The sequence below is a fragment of the Aeromonas salmonicida subsp. salmonicida genome (assembly GCF_001643305.1).
Lineage (GTDB): Bacteria > Pseudomonadota > Gammaproteobacteria > Enterobacterales > Aeromonadaceae > Aeromonas > Aeromonas salmonicida.
Genome location: NZ_LSGW01000046.1, coordinates 50,196 through 68,964, shown reverse-complemented (window position 1 = coordinate 68,964; position 18,769 = coordinate 50,196). Strand labels below are relative to the sequence as shown.

The 18,769-nt window shown below is 60.7% G+C and carries 19 protein-coding genes, 2 pseudogenes and 1 riboswitch; of the genes and pseudogenes, 18 read left to right on the top strand and 3 right to left on the bottom strand.

Annotation, left to right across the window (positions count from 1 at the left end; translation table 11 throughout):
• The first annotated feature begins 71 nt into the window (after positions 1 to 71).
• The 14 genes and pseudogenes from AXW79_RS23620 (at position 72) to AXW79_RS05470 (ending at position 11,718) form a co-directional block, all read left to right on the top strand.
• Positions 72 to 380 carry a hypothetical protein gene (locus AXW79_RS23620; RefSeq protein ID WP_005316867.1) on the top strand — a complete coding sequence of 103 codons (309 nt, stop codon included), beginning with the start codon at positions 72 to 74 and terminating at the stop codon, positions 378 to 380.
• Entirely contained in the window at positions 334 to 1,371 is a 1,038-nt protein-coding gene (locus AXW79_RS05530; protein WP_227534418.1) for a GGDEF domain-containing protein, read from the top strand. The genes AXW79_RS23620 and AXW79_RS05530 overlap by 47 nt, the downstream gene beginning before the upstream one ends.
• A 147-nt stretch (positions 1,372 to 1,518) precedes the next feature.
• Entirely contained in the window at positions 1,519 to 1,929 is a 411-nt protein-coding gene (locus AXW79_RS05525; protein WP_005316862.1) for a VOC family protein, read from the top strand.
• Positions 1,930 to 2,031: 102 nt separating this feature from the next.
• Complete coding sequence (gene phoB, locus AXW79_RS05520; RefSeq protein WP_005316860.1) at positions 2,032 to 2,721, top strand: phosphate regulon transcriptional regulator PhoB; 690 nt, start codon at positions 2,032 to 2,034, stop codon at positions 2,719 to 2,721.
• 8 nt (positions 2,722 to 2,729) lie between these two features.
• The gene (phoR, locus tag AXW79_RS05515; protein ID WP_005316859.1) at positions 2,730 to 4,025 is read left to right on the top strand and encodes a phosphate regulon sensor histidine kinase PhoR; all 1,296 of its coding nucleotides are present in this window, start codon (positions 2,730 to 2,732) and stop codon (positions 4,023 to 4,025) included.
• 176 nt (positions 4,026 to 4,201) lie between these two features.
• The gene (locus AXW79_RS05510; RefSeq protein WP_005316856.1) at positions 4,202 to 5,176 is read left to right on the top strand and encodes a PstS family phosphate ABC transporter substrate-binding protein; all 975 of its coding nucleotides are present in this window, start codon (positions 4,202 to 4,204) and stop codon (positions 5,174 to 5,176) included.
• A 164-nt stretch (positions 5,177 to 5,340) separates the two neighbouring features.
• Complete coding sequence (locus tag AXW79_RS05505) at positions 5,341 to 6,147, top strand: M48 family metallopeptidase (protein ID WP_011898477.1); 807 nt, start codon at positions 5,341 to 5,343, stop codon at positions 6,145 to 6,147.
• Positions 6,135 to 6,649: pseudogene (locus tag AXW79_RS05500) on the top strand (N-acetyltransferase family protein). Before AXW79_RS05505 ends, AXW79_RS05500 begins: the two are co-directional and overlap by 13 nt.
• 110 nt (positions 6,650 to 6,759) lie before the next feature.
• Positions 6,760 to 7,695: an ROK family protein gene (locus tag AXW79_RS05495; RefSeq protein WP_005316850.1), complete on the top strand. Its 936-nt coding sequence runs from the start codon at positions 6,760 to 6,762 to the stop codon at positions 7,693 to 7,695.
• A 41-nt stretch (positions 7,696 to 7,736) separates the two neighbouring features.
• Positions 7,737 to 8,483 (top strand): copper homeostasis protein CutC, encoded by a 747-nt coding sequence (locus tag AXW79_RS05490; protein WP_005316848.1) that lies wholly within the window; start codon positions 7,737 to 7,739, stop codon positions 8,481 to 8,483.
• A gap of 181 nt (positions 8,484 to 8,664) precedes the next feature.
• Entirely contained in the window at positions 8,665 to 9,276 is a 612-nt protein-coding gene (locus tag AXW79_RS05485) for an FKBP-type peptidyl-prolyl cis-trans isomerase (protein ID WP_005316846.1), read from the top strand.
• 141 nt (positions 9,277 to 9,417) lie between these two features.
• Positions 9,418 to 10,299, top strand: a complete 882-nt coding sequence (locus AXW79_RS05480) for an ABC transporter ATP-binding protein (protein ID WP_043150931.1) — start codon at positions 9,418 to 9,420, stop codon at positions 10,297 to 10,299.
• A gap of 94 nt (positions 10,300 to 10,393) precedes the next feature.
• A complete protein-coding gene (locus tag AXW79_RS05475; protein ID WP_005316842.1) occupies positions 10,394 to 11,407 on the top strand; it encodes an ABC transporter permease in 1,014 nt (337 codons plus the stop codon).
• Complete coding sequence (locus AXW79_RS05470; protein WP_005316840.1) at positions 11,404 to 11,718, top strand: DUF2845 domain-containing protein; 315 nt, start codon at positions 11,404 to 11,406, stop codon at positions 11,716 to 11,718. The genes AXW79_RS05475 and AXW79_RS05470 overlap by 4 nt, the downstream gene beginning before the upstream one ends.
• A 55-nt stretch (positions 11,719 to 11,773) precedes the next feature.
• Here AXW79_RS05470 and AXW79_RS05465 read toward each other — a convergent pair whose 3' ends face one another.
• Positions 11,774 to 11,989, bottom strand: a complete 216-nt coding sequence (locus tag AXW79_RS05465; RefSeq protein ID WP_005316839.1) for a DUF1107 domain-containing protein — start codon at positions 11,987 to 11,989, stop codon at positions 11,774 to 11,776.
• 208 nt (positions 11,990 to 12,197) lie between these two features.
• Between AXW79_RS05465 and yfcD the strand changes: the two genes are divergently transcribed.
• The gene (yfcD, locus tag AXW79_RS05460; protein ID WP_005316838.1) at positions 12,198 to 12,680 is read left to right on the top strand and encodes an NUDIX hydrolase YfcD; all 483 of its coding nucleotides are present in this window, start codon (positions 12,198 to 12,200) and stop codon (positions 12,678 to 12,680) included.
• Positions 12,681 to 12,779: 99 nt separating this feature from the next.
• On the opposite strand, the pseudogene AXW79_RS05455 reads toward yfcD, so the two are convergent.
• Positions 12,780 to 13,707 (bottom strand): annotated as a pseudogene (locus AXW79_RS05455) (phenylacetate--CoA ligase family protein).
• A gap of 125 nt (positions 13,708 to 13,832) precedes the next feature.
• Between AXW79_RS05455 and AXW79_RS05450 the strand changes: the two are divergent.
• Both AXW79_RS05450 and AXW79_RS05445 read left to right on the top strand, forming a co-directional pair.
• Complete coding sequence (locus tag AXW79_RS05450; RefSeq protein ID WP_005316834.1) at positions 13,833 to 14,306, top strand: peroxiredoxin; 474 nt, start codon at positions 13,833 to 13,835, stop codon at positions 14,304 to 14,306.
• Positions 14,307 to 14,431: 125 nt separating this feature from the next.
• Positions 14,432 to 15,400 carry a calcium/sodium antiporter gene (locus AXW79_RS05445; protein WP_005316832.1) on the top strand — a complete coding sequence of 323 codons (969 nt, stop codon included), beginning with the start codon at positions 14,432 to 14,434 and terminating at the stop codon, positions 15,398 to 15,400.
• Positions 15,401 to 15,496: 96 nt separating this feature from the next.
• Here the strand turns inward: AXW79_RS05445 and AXW79_RS05440 are convergent, their stop codons facing one another.
• Positions 15,497 to 16,648: a type III PLP-dependent enzyme gene (locus tag AXW79_RS05440; protein WP_005316830.1), complete on the bottom strand. Its 1,152-nt coding sequence runs from the start codon at positions 16,646 to 16,648 to the stop codon at positions 15,497 to 15,499.
• A 507-nt stretch (positions 16,649 to 17,155) separates the two neighbouring features.
• A riboswitch (glycine riboswitch) is annotated at positions 17,156 to 17,271 on the top strand.
• Between the two features lie 106 nt (positions 17,272 to 17,377).
• On the opposite strand from AXW79_RS05440, the gene AXW79_RS05435 reads away from it, so the two are divergent.
• On the top strand, positions 17,378 to 18,754 hold the full coding sequence (locus AXW79_RS05435; protein WP_005316826.1) for an alanine/glycine:cation symporter family protein: 1,377 nt from the start codon (positions 17,378 to 17,380) through the stop codon (positions 18,752 to 18,754).
• Positions 18,755 to 18,769: the final 15 nt, after the last annotated feature.

Below are 18,769 nucleotides of genomic sequence, written 5' to 3'. Positions count from 1 at the left end.
TAATAACCACGGGATCCGGGCGTGCGGATCTCGGGGTATGGAGTCAGAGCACCTAGTCGGGTGGAGCCTATATGACCTTTTCCTATTCTCGTCTGGCCAATGTGTTGTTCTGGGTGTTGTTGGGGTTGAGCTTGCTGGCGATCCTGCTGTTTGAATTCGGGCCGGATCGGCGGCTCGACATGCTGGCCAATGCCCGCCTGTCGGTGGCGGTACAGGATGACAGGATCCATGGCGGCTCCTCTGTCACTACCTTGCTGTCTGCCGCCGGCCAGCAAAGCGGTTATCCTGCGCCGACGGACAAGCCAGCCATCGACTGCCAGTTGCGCGAAGGCTATGAGTACCCCTTCTGTGAACCTGAGTCTGCCGGAGCAGGGCATTGATCTCTCCCGCTTCGAGGGGGCACGCATCCAGCTGCAGGTCGAGGGGCCAGAGCCACAGTTTTGGCGCCTCTATCTGCGCAACTACCACCCGATTTACTCCCGGGCGGGTGATGCCACCTCCCACAAGTTCAACGAGGTGATCTTTCGTCCCGATGATTACGGGCGGCTGCAGGACGTGCCGCTGCGGGTCTTCACGCCGGCCACTTGGTGGATCCAGCAGTACCGCATTCCGCTGGCCCAGCAGGGGGAAGACCTGCGCCATGTCTACGCAGTGGAAATCGCCTCCGGCATCGGCATGCAGCCAGGCCACTACCGGCTGGTGCTGGAGCGGATGGAGTTCTATGGTCGCTGGGTGCAACCGGGAGCCTTCTATCGTCCCCTGCTGCTGAGCTGGCTGGTTTACGGCCTGCTGCTGTTCATGGTGCAGCACCTGTTGATGCGGGATCGATTGCGCAAGGCACGTGAGGCCAGACAGGTGGCGGAGGCGCGCAGCCAGAGCCTCTGCGAGCAGACCCTGCGCACCGAGGAGGAGGCCAGGTACGATCCCCTGACCGGCGCCCTCAACCGGTTCGGTGGCAACAAGCTGCTGGCCGAGCTCGGCGATATGCCCCTCTCTTTCATCTACATCGACATAGACCACTTCAAGCTCGTCAACGATGGCCATGGTCACCCGGTTGGGGACGAGGTGCTCAAGCACATGGTGAGCGAAGTCCTGCGCCACTGCGATAGCTTGTGCCGGCTGGTGCGCTGGGGCGGGGAGGAGTTCGTGCTGGTCTGCCTGCACTACGAACAGGCCCGTGCCAAGGCACTGGCGGAGCGGCTGCGAGCCGCCCTGGTGGCTTATCCGCACTGGCCCCTGGCGCTGTCCATCACGGCCTCGTTCGGGGTGGCGGAGCGGCGCGGGGATCCCCTGGAGCAGGTTCTCAAGCGGGCCGACGAGGCGCTCTATCAGGCCAAAAAGCGGGGTCGCAATCGGGTCGAGGTGGAATAGGAGGTGGAATAGAACGCAGGTCTGGCGGCTGGGGAAGGGCTGCTCCTTCGAGCGGGGCATTGCTGCTGGAGCCCAAGACTCCAAGCCGCTATGATGCGCGCCAGCCGGGGCGTTGGCCCCCTTCATTCATCTGCTGAGGTATTCCCCATGGCACAACACATTGGCGCTTTGGCCCTGCTGGTGGCCGACTATGACGAGGCCATCGCCTTCTTTACCCTGGGGTTGGGTTTTACATTGCTGGAAGACACTCCCCTCGATGAACCGGGTAAACCGGGTAAGCGCTGGGTGCGGGTTGCGCCTGCCGGCGCGCCCGGTGCGGCGCTCTTGCTGGCTCGCGCCGCCACGCCAGAGCAGCAGGCCGCCATCGGCCAGCAGGGCGGTGGCCGGGTATTTCTGTTCCTCGAAACCGACGATTTCTGGGCCGATTACCAGCGCATGCTGGACTACGGTGTTCATTTTTGTGAACAGCCACGTAGCGAGCCATACGGCATGGTGGTGGTGTTCGAGGATATCAGTGGCAACCGCTGGGACCTGCTGCAACTCACTGCTGCCAACTGAATCTGAAAACGTTTATCATCCCGCCTGTCATAAAGTCATAAAAGTGTCACAGAAAATTCTAATAATTGGCGCACCCATCTTCACACAGGAGAGAGAAGGTATATGGCTAAGCGAATTCTGGTGGTCGAGGACGAAGCACCGATCCGCGAAATGCTCTGCTTCGTGCTTGAGCAAAAGGGATACGAAACAATCGAGGCGGAAGATTACGCCGATGGACTGGCGAAGGTGTGTGAACCCTACCCCGAACTCATAGTGCTGGACTGGATGATGCCCGGTGGCAGTGGCATTCAGTTCATCAAGCAACTCAAGCAGGATGAGGTGACCCGCCAGATCCCTGTGGTGATGCTGACCGCCCGTGGTGAGGAAGAGGACAAGGTACGCGGCCTGGAGGCCGGCGCCGATGACTACATCACCAAGCCCTTCTCCCCCAAGGAGTTGACCGCCCGCCTGCACGCCGTGATGCGCCGCGTCTCCCCCACCTCGGTGGACGAGGTGATTGAGGTGCAGGGGCTCAAGCTGGATCCGGTTTCCCATAGAGTCAGTGCCGAAGAGAGGGCGCTGGACATGGGACCGACCGAGTTCAAGTTGCTGCACTTCTTCATGACTCACCCCGAGCGGGTGTACAGCCGCGAGCAGTTGCTCAACAATGTCTGGGGTACCAATGTGTATGTCGAGGACAGAACCGTGGATGTGCATATTCGTCGCTTGCGCAAGGCCATTGAAGAGACGGGTCACGATCGATTGATTCAGACGGTGCGCGGCGCAGGCTATCGCTTCTCAACCCGTCTGTAGAGGAAGTTATGTTGCAACCTTATGCCTGGCGGCGACAGTTGTGGCGGATGGCGTTCTTCTATACGCCTTTCGTTCTGGTCGGCTGGTTGACGAATACCCTCGCCCTTTGCCTGCTGGCAGCTACTGTGCTGCATCTGGGCTGGCACTATCGCTTCCAGAAGCGGCTGTCGGACTGGCTGTGGCACGATCGCAGCCTGGTTCCCCCCAACGGCAGCGGCAGCTGGGAGTATATTTTCAACGGCATCTACAAGTTGCAGCAGCGTCACCGGGCCCGTCGCCGCGAGCTGGCGGGTCTGATCCGCCGCTTTCGGGAGGGTGCCGAGGCTCTGCCCGATGCCGCAGTCGTGTTTCGCACCGATGGCAGCATCCTCTGGTGCAATCGACTGGCGGAGCAACTGCTTGGTTTTCGCTGGCCGGAAGATGCCGGTCAGCACATAGGCAACCTCATTCGCAATCCGGCCTTTGGTGCCTATCTGGGCAAGGGTCAGTATGATGAACCGTTCGAGATGAACTCACCCATCAATGAGGAGAAGTTTCTCGAGTTTCGCATCATGCCCTACGCCGAGGATCAGGCCATGCTGGTGGTGCGGGATGTCACCCGGCTGCGCAGCCTGGAGAAGACCCGCAAGCACTTCGTTTCCAACGTCTCCCACGAACTGCGTACCCCGCTCACAGTGCTCAAGGGCTATCTGGAGATGACCGAAGAGCCGCCGCCCCCCGCCCTGTGGGCCAAAGCGCACAGGGTGATGATGGAGCAGACCATCCGCATGGACAATCTGGTCAATCAGCTGCTCACCCTGTCGCGGATCGAGGCGGCTCCCTCGGTGGATCTCTCCCACCTGGTGGACATGCCCGCCATGCTGGGATTGCTGGAGCAGGAGGCGCGGGCGCTGTCGGGGGAGCGGGCACACCAGATTGAATTTCTGGTGCAACCGAACCTTTTCGTGCGAGGGGATAATGATCAGCTGCGCAGCGCCGTCTCCAACCTGGTCTACAACGCCATTCACTACACACCGGCGGGGCGCAAGATCAGCGTGGCATGGCGCAAACAGGGCGCCATGGCGCTGTTTGTGGTGGAGGATGAAGGAGAGGGGATTGCTCCCGAGCATCTGGCGCGGCTGACCGAACGTTTCTATCGGGTCGACAAGGCTCGCTCACGGCATACCGGCGGCTCCGGGCTCGGGCTCGCCATCGTCAAGCACGCCTTGAGCCATCACGACTGTCAGCTCGATATCGAGAGTCGGGTCGGTGCTGGCAGCCGTTTCAGCTTTCTCATTCCAGCCCGTATGGTCGTGGTTAAATAGTCTTTACCGACAATAAGTTAGCAAAAGAGAGGGCAGCGGAAGCTGCCCTCTCTTCATTTGGTCAAAACCCTTGTTGTGTCATTAAAGTGTCACATTAAATCCATAAATTTGTCACTGCCAGGTCAGATACTGGCGCCGTCTTAAGAACGGACCTTCTGTAACTTTGGAGAGATTGGATGAAACTCAACAAACTGGCTGGTGTAATCGGATTTACCGCAGCAACCCTGTTTTCTGTCAGCGCTCTGGCTGCCGGTGTGGATAAAGACCTGCTGGATTACACTCCGACCAGCGGCATCTCGGGCAACCTGTCCTCTGTCGGCTCTGACACCCTGGCCAACATGATGACCTTGTGGGCCGAAGAATTTAAGCGCATGTATCCCAACGTCAACGTGCAGATCCAGGCCGCCGGTTCCTCAACCGCACCGACTGCACTGACCGAAGGTGTTGCCCAGTTCGGCCCCATGAGCCGCGGCATGAAGTCCGGTGAGGAAGAGGCGTTCGAGAAGCGTTACGGTTACAAGCCCACTGCCATCCGCGTCGCGGTCGATGCCCTGGCCGTGTTCGTCAACAAGGACAACCCCATCAAGGGGCTGACCATGCAACAAGTGGATGCCGTCTTCTCCAGCACCCTCAAGTGCGGCGAAGCCAAGGCTGCCACCAAGTGGTCTGATCTGGGTCTGGATGGCAACTGGTCTTCCAAGGATCTGCAACTGTTCGGTCGCAACTCAGTATCCGGTACTTACGGTTACTTCAAGGAGCACGCCCTGTGTGATGGCGACTTCAAGAGCGGCGTGAACGAGCAGCCCGGTTCCGCTTCCGTGGTGCAGTCCGTCTCTGCTTCCCTGAACGGCATCGGTTACTCCGGTATCGGTTATGTCACCTCGGGTGTGCGCGCCGTACCGCTGTCCAAAGATGGCAAGACCTTCATCGAAGCCACCGCTGATAACGCCATCACCGGCAAGTATCCGCTGTCGCGTTTCCTGTACGTTTACGTGAACAAGCACCCGAACAAGCCGCTGGCCCCGATGGAGCAGGAGTTCGTGAAGATGATGCTCTCCAAGGCGGGTCAAAGCATAGTCGCCAAAGATGGTTACGTGCCTGTCCCGGCCAAAGTGGTCGAAGCCGACCTGAAGAAACTGGGCATAATGTAAACCGGTTTCCTCTCAAAGACGGGCCCCAGCGGGGCCCGTTTTCTTTTTAAGCAAGCCGGTAATGAGGGGATGTGACTGCTTTCGCCGAACCGGGCAATTTGTCGACTTGCGCCGGACGCCCGCATTTCCGAAAATAGGGCATCTTTATGGTGAAGGACACCTCCATGACATCTCCCCTGTTCAAGCTCGGCCTGGCGGCGCTCTGTTCTACCCTGCTGGCCAGTTGTGCCCAGTCTCCTACCGGTCGTAGCCAGATGCTGCTGTTTTCGCCCCAGCAGATGAGCAAGCTGGGTGCCGACTCCTTCGAGCAGATGAAAAAGCAGGAGAAGGTGAGCAAGGATGCCAAGCTCAATGCCTATGTCTCCTGTGTTGCCAAGGCGGTTACCGCCCAGGTGCCCGCCAGTTATGGCATCACCAGTTGGGAGGTGGTGGTGTTTGACTCCAAGCAGGTCAATGCCTTCGCACTGCCCGGTGGCAAGATAGGGGTCTATAGCGGCCTGCTCAAGGTCGCCAAGAATCAGGATCAGCTCGCCACCGTCATCGGTCACGAGCTGACCCACGTGCTGGCCCAGCACTCCAACGAGCGACTCTCCCGCAGCCAGCTGACCGGTCTCGGTCTGGCGGCGGCGGATATCGCCATGGGCAGCAGCGAATATCGCGGTGCCACCATGACGGCGCTGGGGCTCGGGGTCGAGGTGGGCGTCATGCTGCCCTATGGCCGCGAGCAGGAGAGCGAAGCGGACAGGCTGGGCCTGGACTTGATGGCCCGTGCCGGTTTCAATCCTGCCGAAGCCGTTCCCCTGTGGCAGAACATGAGCGCCGCCGCCGGTGGCAAGGCGCCGCCGCAACTGCTCTCCACCCACCCCAGCAACGAAAACCGGATCGCCGAGTTGCAGGCCCAGCAGGCCGAGGCCCGGCCACTCTATGAGCAGGCGCGCGCCTCCGGTCTGGTACCCCAATGCAAGGCATAAGCCTGCGCATGGCGCGGCTTGATGATGCCCCCGCCATGACGGTGATGCAGCGGGCCAGCTGGCCAGCTGGCTCGCTGCCTACGGTGAGGTGCTTGGCAACGACATGCTGGCCCAGCTGGCGGTGACCGAGCATCTGCAAATCTGGCGCAGCCGGCTCGCCGAGCCGGGCCCAAGACCCATGCTGCTCTGTCTGGATGAGGTGGTCATCGGCCTGCTCTACTGGCAGCTGGCGCAAGAGGGTGAATATCCCACCGCCTGGATCCGGGCGTTTTACCTCCACCCCGATCATTGGCGCCAGGGTTATGGCAAGCGGCTGTGGCAGGCGGTGGCCATGCAGATGCGGCGCGCCGGTTGTGAAGGCGTCAGATTGTGGCTGCTCGATGGCAATCGGGTCGGCGAGGGTTTTTACCTGCGTCGTGGCTTCGCCTTCGATGGCCAGGAGCGCACCCTGATGAGCCTTGGCCAGGCTTGCCTGCAACGGCAAATGTTCCGTTTGCTTTGATCCGGCTCCCGTTTTTCGCCCCCGATCACTTTATTTTTTTTGCGAATTAATACAATGTGCCCCTCTGGACAGGCTGAGGTGAGGCAACTCGCCGACAAGGGAGTGTGAGCATGTATTACGGCTTTGATATCGGTGGCACCAAGATAGCGTTCGCTGTGTATGACGGCGGCTTGAATCTCTGTCATGAGGAGCGCATGAGCACTCCCGGCAATGATTACGAGGGGCTGCAGCAGCTGATCTGCCAGCGGGTACTCGAGGCTGATGCCCGCTTCAGTGCAAGAGGCGCCGTAGGCATCGGCTTTCCCGGTATCCTCAATCGGCACGACCACAGCATAGTGGCGGCGAACCTGCCCTCCATCAATGGTCGCCATCTGGGCGCCGATCTGGCCGAGCGTTTGGGTCGTATGGTCAAGGTGGACAACGATGCCAACTGCTTTCTCTGGTCGGAGGTGCACCAGGGCGCAGCGGCAGGGGCAGACAGTGCGCTGGGGGTCACCATAGGCACCGGCATAGGTGGTGCCGTCTATCTGGCCGGCAAACTCATTCAGGGCCGTAACTGGCTGGCGGGGGAGATAGGTCACTACCCCTTGCCTGCGACCATGCTGATGAAGTATCCCGACCTGCCTCGTCCCCGTTGCGGCTGTGGCCGCCTGGTCTGTTTTGAAACCTATGCGTCCGGCAGCGGGCTGGAGCGGCTCTACCACCATTTTCACGGTCAGCGTGCCAGCGGCCACCAGATAGTGGAACGCTTCGAGGCTCATGAGCCTGATGCGGTGGCTACGGTCGACTGCTGGCTCGAGATCATGGCTGCCGGACTCGCTACCGCCATCTCTGTGGTTGATCCCGAGGTGGTCGTGCTGGGGGGCGGCTTGAGCGGTCTGCCCGCCCTGTACCAACAGTTGCCGCTGCGTCTGCCCGCCCTGTACCAACAGTTGCCGCTGCGTCTGCCCGGCCACCTGCTGCCCGGTGTCGCTCTGCCCGAGATCCGCCAGGCCCGCTTCGGCGGTGCCGGTGGGGTGAGGGGTGCGGCCTTGCTCAATTTATGAGATCAGATGTGCTGTCTGATCTCTCCAATAAAGGAGTCATCATGACCCGTCTTGAAATTTGTATCGACAACCTGGAATCCCTGTTCACCGCCCAGCAAGCCGGCGCGGATCGCATCGAGCTCTGCTCTGCGCTGGGGCTGGGTGGTTTGATCCCCTCCTATGGTTTCATGCAGCTGGCCGCCCGCCACGCCAGCGTCCCTGTCTATGCCATGATCCGTCCCCGTGCCGGGGATTTCTGCTTCAGCGAAGGGGAGTTCGAGATGATGCTGCAGGATATCGCCGCCGCTCGCGCCGCCGGGTTGCAAGGTGTGGTGGTGGGGCTGCTGGATGAAGAGGGGCGGGTGCCTGCTGCCCAGCTCAGGCAACTGGTCGCGGCAGCCGGTCCCCTTGGCGTCACCTTCCATCGTGCCATCGATCTCTGCTCCGACTGGCGTGCCGATCTTGAGGTCATCATAGCGGCCGGTTGTGAGCGGATCCTCACGTCAGGTCATGCACCGACCGCGCTGGCGGGGCTCGAGACCTTGCAGGCCATGCAACAGGCGCTGGCAGGCCGGGCCACCCTGATGCCAGGTGCCGGGATCAATGCCGACAACGTGCGCACCATCATCGAATTTACCGGGGTGAACGAGGTGCACATGTCCGGCATGGGCTGGCGCGGCGGTATGGTACCCCATGGAGTCAATATGGGTACCTCTGATGACGGCCGGGTCAATATCACCGACGGTGCCAAGGTAGCCGCAGTGCGGGCCCTGCTGGATCGCGCTGATGTCGCAGAAAGTGAGGTTTGAGTCCAAAGGCTCACAGCGCCATTGTGCCTGACAGGATCGCCGCCGATGGGCGGCGTTCGCACCTGACTGGTGTGAACTCGCTCCCACGGGCGGGGAAATCAGGGCGACCGGCGGCAGCACCTGGCCGAAAAGTCTGATATTATCCCGCCTCTTTATTACTTGGATCTGGAGCAACATCTCAATGTCCCAATACGACTCTATCGAACAGAAGGCCAGCTATGGCATCGGCCGCAACATGGGCGAGCAACTGGCGCAGCAAGCGTTCGCCGGTCTGGATATCCCGGCCCTGCAACAAGGTCTGGCAGATGCCCTGAATGGTCTGGAGTTCGCGGTCAGCCGTGACGATATCAATGATGCCTTCCAGGTTATCACTGCACGCATGCAGGAAGAGCAGGAAGCCGTTGCCAAGGCGGCCGCCGCCGATGGCGAAGCCTTCCTGGCTGACAACGCCAAGCGTGCCGACGTCAAGGTGACCGACTCGGGTCTGCAATACGAAGTCATGGTAGAAGGCAATGGCGCCGTGCCGGTGGCCGGTCAGTCCGTGCGCGTGCACTACCACGGTACCTTCACCCACGGTGGCGTGTTTGACAGCTCGGTCGCCCGTGGCGAGCCGGCTGAATTCCCGGTGACTGGCGTCATCGCCGGTTGGGTTGAAGCCCTGCAACTGATGCCGGTTGGCTCCAAGTGGAAGCTCTATATTCCGCAGGATCTGGCCTATGGTGCTCGTGGTGCCGGTTCCATCCCGCCCTACTCTGCTCTGGTATTCGAAGTGGAGCTGCTGGACATTCTGTGATCCGGCTGGCTTGATGCAAACGGCGACCTCAGGGTCGCCGTTTCTGTTTGAGGCTCCCCTGCCTGGCGGGCCCTTGTCGATAGACAATGTGCCTTTGCAAAAGATTTGGATATAGTCAGGGCTTCTCCTGGGAGACAAGTCATGGCAGCCATCATCGAAGTCGTCGATCTCATCAAGCACTTTCCCGGCGTCAAGGCGGTGGACGGGCTCAGCTTTGCCATTCCAGCCGGTTGCTGTTTCGGTCTGCTCGGCCCGAACGGGGCGGGCAAGACCACCACCATAGAGTTGCTGGAGGGCGTCCTCACTCCGGATAGCGGCCAGATCCTGTTCCATGGCGCCCCTCGCGGCCCCGATTACCGCTCCCGCATCGGCATCCAGTTCCAGCATACTGCGCTGCAGGATTTTCTGACTGTGCGCGATACCCTGCGCCTGTTTGCCAGCCTCTACCCCCATCCTTTGCCCCAGGCGCAGCTCATCGAGCTGTGTGCCCTGGGCGAATTCATCGACCGTGACAGCCGCAAGCTCTCCGGCGGTCAGCGTCAGCGCCTGCTGCTGGCGCTCGCTCTGCTCGGTGACCCCGAGTTGCTGTTTCTGGATGAACCTACTACCGGGCTGGATCCCCAGGCCCGCCACCACTTCTGGCAGCGCATCGAAGCGATCAAGGCCCAGGGCAAGACGGTGGTGCTCACTACCCACTACATGGATGAGGCGCAGCAGTTGTGCGATCTCATCGCCATCGTCGATCACGGCCACTTGCTCAGCCTGGATACCCCCACGGCCTTGCCGGCCCAGCATTTTGACGGTGTGCTGGTGCGATTACCGGATCACCCGGCCCTCGCCGGCCTGGGCTATCCGCTCCTGCCCCACGGCGATCAGGTGGAGCTGACCTGTCCCGACGTGGCACTCCTGCTGCCGCAGTTGCTCAGCCTTGGAGTCCCGCTGACCGGCATGCAGGTACGTTCTCCCAACCTGGAGGATCTCTTTTTGCACCTGACCGGCCATAGCCTGAGGAGTGGCGCATGAGCAGCATGACAAGATGCCGTGTTGGCACCCACCTCCATCCGCGAGACTTGCAGTGGTCGCGCCGCTCGTCAGCTTGGTGCACAAGGAGCGGAGCATGAAAGGCGCCATAAAACGGATCGGTGCGCTTTTTTATGCCCGCAATCTGGAGTTTGTGCGGGACAGGGCGGCCCTGGTGTGGAATCTGGCCTTCCCGCTGTTGCTGGTGATAGGTTTCTCCCTCATCTTCTCCGGCCCGCCCAAGCCGCTGGTGCAGATGGGGGTAGTGGGGGACTTGCCTGCTGCCTATGCGCCCCTGAACGCCATTCCGCTGCTCAAACTCATTCCCTATGACGATGAGCAAAAGGGGCGACTCAAGGTACGCCACCATCAGCTGGATCTGCTGCTCTCGCCCGGTTCGGGTCGCTACTGGGTCAACCCGGATGCCGCCCAGGGGGCGCTGGCCGAATACCTGCTGCGCCAGGCGATTTTTCAGCCACTGGTGAAAGAGACTCTGAGCGGTCAGGCGATCCGTTATGGTGACTGGCTGTTGCCCGGAGTGATCGGCATGAACCTGATGTTTTCCGGCCTGTTCGGGGTCGGCTTCGTCATAGTCCGTTACCGCAAGAACGGTGTGCTCAAGCGATTGAGGGCAACGCCGCTCTCCGCCGCCGAGTTTCTCTGTGCCCAGTTGCTGTCGCGGATCCTGATTACCCTGGTGGTGAGCCTGCTGGTGTTTCTGGTGGCCTACGGCCTGCTTGGTGTGCCCCTGCTCGGCTCAGGCTGGTTGCTGCTTCTTATCGCCCTGGTGGGCGGGGCCGCCATGGCGTCACTGGGTCTGCTCATCGCCGCCCGCATTCAGAACGAAGAGCTGGCAAGCGGCCTGCTCAACGTCATCAGCATGCCCATGATGTTTCTCTCCGGGGTCTGGTTCTCGCTGGAAGGGGCGCCGGTCTGGCTGCAACAGCTGGCGGCCTGGCTACCGCTCAGCCAGATCATCACGGCGGCCCGCGCCGTCATGCTGGAAGGGGCAGGCTGGGCCGAGGTGGCCGCACCGCTGGGCTGGGTTGTACTGTTTACCCTCTCTTGTCTCACCCTGGGCAGTGCCCTGTTTAAATGGAATAGCCAATGAAACGACCTCTGGATCTGGGGGCCGCCCTGGCCCTGCTGTTACTGAGCATACCGGCCAGTGCCGATGCCATGCGTTGCAAGAACGCCCTCATCACAGAGGGGGACAGCACAGCCGAGATGCTGCTCAAGTGTGGCGAGCCCATGCTGCGTGAAACCTTGACCCGCAACGAGGTGAACCAGTTTGGCAATCTGGTACAGGTCACATACGGTGAGCGCTGGACCTACAACTTTGGCAAGAATGCCTTCATGCGCTTTGTGACAGTGCGCAACGGTGTGGTCACCGACATAGAAAATGGCCCGCGCGGCGACTAGCCGGCGGGCAAAAACGTGTATGGAAGCAGACTACAAACAGAAAGGACTATGGAAGTTACCCCAACAGCAGGCTGGTGTGACGCAGGCCGCGAACCTCCAGATTGATCTGCCGGGCCAGACTCAGGGTCTGACGGCAGGTCAGGCTCTGCAGATTGATCTCTCCGCCGTTGAATTCGAATCGCCCCAGCGCCTCCACCATGAAGCTGCCGCGATGGAAGCTCTTGATGTAGCGGGCAATCTGGCGGGGAGACAAGTTCTTGAACACCTTCATCACAAAACACCTGTTGCTTGGACAGGGCACACTATGCCGTCCATGGGTGACACTAATGTGACATTTAATGAAGGTTTGTATGAATCCGTGTGACGACGGGTATCCGGGGAGCGTGTCTGTACCCATGAGGTGAAAAAGTGCTGCCATGACCCCTCCTTGCCCCGATATACTGCGGGCAATTGAACGACATGAGCGAAAGGGCCTGCGCGTGGAATGGGTGGATGTGGTTGATGCGGATAACCGGGTGATCGGGGTAGCCGAACGGGCCAGGGTGCGGCGGGAGAACCTGTGCCATCGCGCCAGTTATATTCTGGTGCTCGACCAGACGGATCGGATCCTGGTGCAGCGGCGCACCCTCAGCAAGGATTTCTGCCCCGGCATGCTGGATGCCTGCGCCGGTGGTGTGGTCACTATCGGTGAGGAGATGGAGCTCTCCGCCCGGCGCGAGCTGGCCGAGGAGCTGGGGATTGCGGATGTTCCCCTGCAGGGATTTGGCAGCTTCTACGCCGAAGGGGAGGGTTATCGGGTCTGGGGGGGCCTCTTCAGTTGCCGCTATCAGGGGCCGTTGCAGCTGCAGGCCGAAGAGGTGAGTGCGGTGCACTGGATGAGCCTGGCCGAGATTGCCGAGCGCGCCACCGAATTTACCCCCGACTCCCTGCTCGCCATCGCCACCTGGCAGGCGAGACGCTGACACGCTTCAGATAGTCTCCTCGCCAGAGACAAGACGGGCAGCCTGATGGCTGCCCGTTTGCATTTTTGCATCTGTGCATGTCTGCATCGCTGTGGGTTGCTACACCAGCTTGAGGCACCGGTTGGTGCGCCCGCATCCGCTGGGTTTGGCGAGCCAATGGCCCTGCCAATCGGTGACCAGCCGCAGCAGGGGATACTCCAGATCGAGCCTTGTCACCACCAGTTGGCCGATTTCGTCGCCGCTCACCGGTTCGCCGTTGGCCAGATCGACTATCTCGACGATGCAGCTCTACGTTGACGATAAAACCCAGACCGGGCTGGCTCTCGTAGGCCACCACTCCCACATCCTGCCATACCAGACAGTTGAGGGCTGCAATGCCGTGAATGGCGCGCAGCGGCGCGGTTTCAGGATGGGTAGCTTCGCACAGCAGGGCGCGGCGCAGCGAGTCGCTCGGGATCTCCGCCGCCTCGGCAGCCTCCAGCAGGTCGAGCAGGGTCACCAGCGGGCCGACGTAGCTGGTGGGCTGATAGCGCAGCAGCGCCTCCAGCTGGCGCTGGGTATCGTGTGGCCCGCAGGGCACCACGGGGGCACCGAGCTGGCGGGCACCGTTATCGAAGATAAAGGCGGTGGGGCCAGCGTGATAGTCGTGGCCGTTGAGCAGCACTTCCCCCGCCTTGAAACCGGCGGCAAACAGGGCCCGTGCCGCGCCCCACCAGTCCGCGCCCGCATATTCGGGAATGGCCAGCTGGCCCGGACAGGCGAAGACCCGCAGCGCCTGACTGGCCGGCCGACCCGTGAGGCCGGCGAAGGGCGGATGGGCCTGCTGGGCGGCAAACAGGTCGGTGGCGTCGAGCAGGGGCAGTGTGGCCAGCTCGCCCAACTCCTGCAAACGGCGCTGGCGATAGGCGCTGGAGTAACCGGCGCAATACTGGCCGACATGGGTGAGCAGGTGATTGAGCTGCTCCAGTTGTTGTTGCTCTCGCAAGGGGGAGGGGCGAATTTCCAGTCCGTCGTAATAGTGCTGCATGAGGCCTCCTTGGTCGGCTGATCCTGCTCAAGGTTAGTTCAAATGGCGATGCAGATGGGGGTGTGTTGCCGGCTCACTGGCTGGGGTAGACTGTGGTTCCTTATCTTCATCACGGACGAGATATCATGATTGCCATTGGCCAGACCCTGCCTGCGGGCGAATTTACCTTTATCACCGCCGAGGGCAAGCAGGTGCAGGATAGCCAGGCCCTGTTTGCCGGCAAGACGGTGATACTGTTTGCGGTACCCGGCGCTTTTACCCCCACCTGTTCCAATGCCCACCTGCCCGGTTACGTGGTATTGGCCGACCAGTTCAAGGCCAAAGGGGTGGATGCCATCTATTGCCTGTCGGTGAACGATGCCTTTGTGATGAAGGCGTGGCAGGTGGCCCAGAACGCCGACGCCATCACCATGCTGGCGGACGGCGACGGCAGCTGGACGCAAGCCTTGGGCCTTGCCAAGGAGACTGGCGCCTTCGGCGGCTTGCGGGCCCAGCGCTTTGCGCTGATCGCGTTGGATGGTGTGGTCACACGGCTGTTTGTAGAAGCGCCCGGCAAGTTCGAGGTCTCCGACGCCAGCAGTCTGCTGGCGGCACTTTGAAATCATCAATCAGTGTTTGATTTCCCCTTGAAAAGGCAAGTCGGACCGTTACACTGTGCCCAACTTGGAAGGGGTCAGGCTCAATACCTGGCTCCTGTTTTTTCATCTGATGAGATAGAAACATTATGACTCTGGCTGTTGTTGCCCTGATTGCCGGACTGGCGCTGCTGGTCTGGAGTGCAGACAAGTTTGTGGACGGTGCTGCCGCGACCGCCCGTTATGCCGGCATGCCGCCGCTGCTTATCGGTATGGTGATCATAGGTTTTGGCACCTCGGCTCCCGAGATGGTGGTCTCGGCGCTGGCGGCTTCTCAAGGCAATCCCGGTTTGGCCCTTGGCAACGCCTATGGCTCCAACATCACCAACATTGCGCTGATCCTGGGTTTGACCGCCCTTATCAGTCCTATTGCGGTGGCTTCCCAGGTGGTGCGCAAGGAGATCCCTATACTGCTCGGCATTACGCTGCTCTCCGGCGCCCTGCTGATCGATGGTCGGCTCGACAGCACGGATGCCCTGATCCTAGGCGCTGTGTTTCTGGTGCTGATGGGCTGGTCCATCTGGGCTGGCATGCATGGCAAGGGAGATGCGCTCGATGTGGATACCGAAGAGAGCATCAGCAGTGAAGGCATGTCCCTCAAAAGCGCCATTATCTGGCTCATCGTCGGGCTGGTACTGCTGATTGGCGCCTCCCGCCTGCTGGTATGGGGCGCCGTTACCATTGCCCAGGCCCTTGGCATCAGCGATCTGGTGATTGGCCTGACCATAGTGGCGGTGGGCACCTCCTTGCCGGAGCTGGCTTCTTCTCTTATCGCCATTCGAAAGAATGAGCACGATCTGGCGCTCGGCAACGTGCTCGGCTCCAACCTGTTCAATACCCTGGCCGTGGTGGGCATAGCCGCAGGCATAGCGCCGCTGGATGTGGCGCCCGAGGTGCTCAGCCGTGACTGGAGCATCATGATGGGGCTGACCCTGCTGTTGCTGGTGATGTGTCTGGGCCGCAAGGGACAGGGCCGGATCAGCCGACTGGAAGGAGGCATACTGCTCGCCATCTTTGTGGCTTACACCGGATGGTTGCTGACCAGCCAATTTATCTAGCCAGTCTGGATAAAGCGCAATGAGAGAGGGGGAAGCATCGGCTTCCCCCTCTTGTTTTTGTCTCTGGGCAGGCTCAGCCCGCGTCAGCGTTTATCTTCAGGCAGCCGCCACCAGCTTCTGACCTTGCTGCGCGCTGTCCAGGATCAGGATGCTCGCCTTGGGGAAGAAGTTGAAGGTCGAGGCTGAGGCCCAGGTGTAGGCACCCATGACCCGGCCCACCACCAGTTCGCCGATCGCCAGATCCGGCAGCATGATCTCCTCGCGGATCACGTCCACGCTGTCACAGGTCGGGCCGGAGAGCACAGAGTTGTGCTGCTCGCCACGGGCATAGGGGGTCGAGACCGGATAGGTGACGTGATCATAGAGCTGACCGTTGTAGCTGCCATACAGGCCGTCATCCAGGTAGTACCAGATCTTGTCACCGCGGTGGGCCTTGCCCATCACGCTGGAGATTGAAGTCATGGCTGGCGGGCTGATGAAACGGCCCGGCTCGGCAATCTTCTGCACAGTGGCGGGCAGCTTGGCAAGCGCCTCGCGGATTGGGGCGCAGAAGCCGTCGATGTCGAACTCGCCGCCATCATAATCCACCGGGAAACCACCGCCGATATCCAGCACCCAGGGTTTGAGCCCCAGATCCCAAGCCTGCTCCATGATCTCGCGACAGGCGTCGATGGCCTGCACATGGCGACGGGCGTGGGGCACCTGGGAGCCGACGTGGAACGACAGCCCCATCACCTTGATCCCCTTGGCGTGGGCCAGTTGCAGCAGCGGCAGCGCCTGCTCCGGGGTACAGCCGAATTTTTTGGAAAGGTCGACCTTGGTCTCGGGGTTCGGGAAGCTGACCCGCAGCAGCAGCTTCACTTCGTCCTTGTAGGGAATGAACTTCTCCAGCTCCAGCGGATTGTCATAGACAAACACTGTGCAGCCGTACTCCAGCGCATAGCGGATATCGCTGTCGCGCTTGATGGGGTGGGTATGAATACAGCGTCCCGGGCGAACCCCTTGGCTGCGCACCAGATCCACTTCGCCATTGGTGGCGAGATCGAAACAGGCCCCCTCTTCCTTCAATACAGAGACCACAGCCTCATGGGGCAGTGGCTTGAGTGCGTAGTGCAAGCGTACATCGGGCAGGGCGGCGACCAGGGCCCGATACTGTTTGCGGACGGCTGCCTTGTCGAGCAGCAGCAGGGGAGAGCCGAATTGTTCAACCAGTTGACGGTAATCTTGTGCTACCAGGGTCTCGTTCATTCTCTTTTGATCATCCTTAGGGGGCAGATTTGCCCTAGCCTTGGTTTGTTGAGACGGCAGCGGCCGGCTCAGGCGAGTGGTCCGGAAGTACCGACCAAACACAGTGCATAACTCCATCGCAAAGTGCTTAGTTATGCGCGGGATTATCGGCTTATTGCGTTTCTGTGCAAGCATTTTGATTGGATATGTTGGAAAGTTTTTCTGGTCGAGACGAAAGATCATCTTGATACGCGAGCCGGTCAATAATGTTGATCGGGTTGATCCAGCATAATGCTCGTTAACCTATTGATAGTTAACGAACAAGTAACATTTATCCCGACGATGGACTGAACGGAAAAAAAGCCGGGGCCAGGATGGCCGAGTGCGAGACAGCTCACATTTTTTGGATTAACATGCCCGCTTCCTAATCCAAACTAGTTCGGATGAAGGTAGCAGGAGAGCGATGGGGGACCATCCACCGAAGAAGTGAATCTTTCAGGTACCGGGCAACCGGTGTGGACTGCTACTGGACGATACTCTGGAGAGACCCGTTGAATCGGGCGCCGAAGGAGCAAGGCACCATGACTACCCGCAAGGGCAGGCTGGCGCCGGAAACTCTCAGGCAAAAGGACAGAGGGGATGGGATGGTTGTACCTGGGCTTGGCCCGCATCCGATCACCCTCTGGTGATCGCGACTATTTGGGAAGATCATCCTTCTCCTCCTTAATCTTTGTTTTTTAAGGAGGACGCATGTCATCAATTCAATCGGCGTTAACCGCCATCGATAATTTTATCTGGGGTCCGCCCCTGCTGATCCTGCTGGTCGGGACCGGTGTCTATCTCACCCTGCGTCTGGGTCTGCTTCAGGTGGTGCGTTTGCCGCTCGCCTTGCGGCTGGTCTTTGGTCGCGATCAGGGCCAGGGCAAGCAGGGGGACGTCTCCAGCTTCGGCGCTCTCTGTACCGCACTCTCCGCCACCATTGGCACAGGCAACATAGTCGGCGTCGCTACCGCCATCAAGCTCGGCGGCCCGGGGGCCCTGTTCTGGATGTGGATGGCGGCCCTGTTCGGCATGGCGACCAAGTACGCCGAGTGTCTGCTGGCGGTCAAATATCGCCAGCAGGATGCCAACGGCCAGATGGCCGGTGGCCCCATGTACTACCTGGAAAAGGGGCTCGGCTCCAAGCCGCTGGCCAAGCTGTTTGCCCTGTTCGGCATTGGTGTCGCCTTCTTCGGCATCGGTACTTTCCCCCAGGTCAACGCCATCTCCGACGCCATGAGCCTCTCCTTCTCGGTGCCCCGTGAAGCGACCGCCGTTGTGCTGACCCTGATAGTGGCGCTGGTAACACTGGGGGGGATCCAGTCCATCTCCAGCGTGTCGAGCAAGGTGGTGCCCTTCATGGCCATCTTCTACATCCTCGCCTGTGCCGGTGTGCTGGTGAACAACGCCGGCGCCCTGCCCGAGGCGATTGGTCTGGTGATAAGCAGCGCCTTTACCGGCCACGCGGCCACTGGCGGCTTTGTCGGCGCCAGCATCATGCTGGCGATCCAGTCCGGTGTGGCGCGGGGAGTCTTCTCCAACGAGTCGGGTCTGGGCTCGGCCCCCATAGCGGCAGCGGCGGCCAAGACGGATTCCTGCGTGGAGCAGGGGCTGGTCTCCATGACGGGCACCTTCATCGACACCATCATCATCTGCACCATGACAGGTCTGACCCTGGTGGTGACAGGGGTGTGGGGCGGCGATCTCAGCGGTGCCGCCATGACCAGTGCCGCCTTTGCGCAAGGCTTGGATGCCCATATCGGCCAGTATCTGGTGAGCATTGGCCTGTTGTTCTTCGCCTTCACCACCATCCTCGGCTGGAACTACTACGGCGAGCGCTGCACCGAGTACCTGTTCGGGGTCAAGGCGATCAAGCCCTACCGCCTCATCTATCTGGTGCTGGTGGCGAGCGGCGCCTTCCTCCATCTGGACATGATTTGGCTCTTGGCCGATATCGTCAACGGCCTGATGGCGGTGCCCAACCTCATCGGTCTCATCGGCCTGCGTCATGTGGTGATCGCCGAAACTCGCGCCTACTTCAGCCGGGATCGCGACACGGAGTCCGAGCCCGAGCCGCAGACCGCCTGACCCGGCCTCTGCACT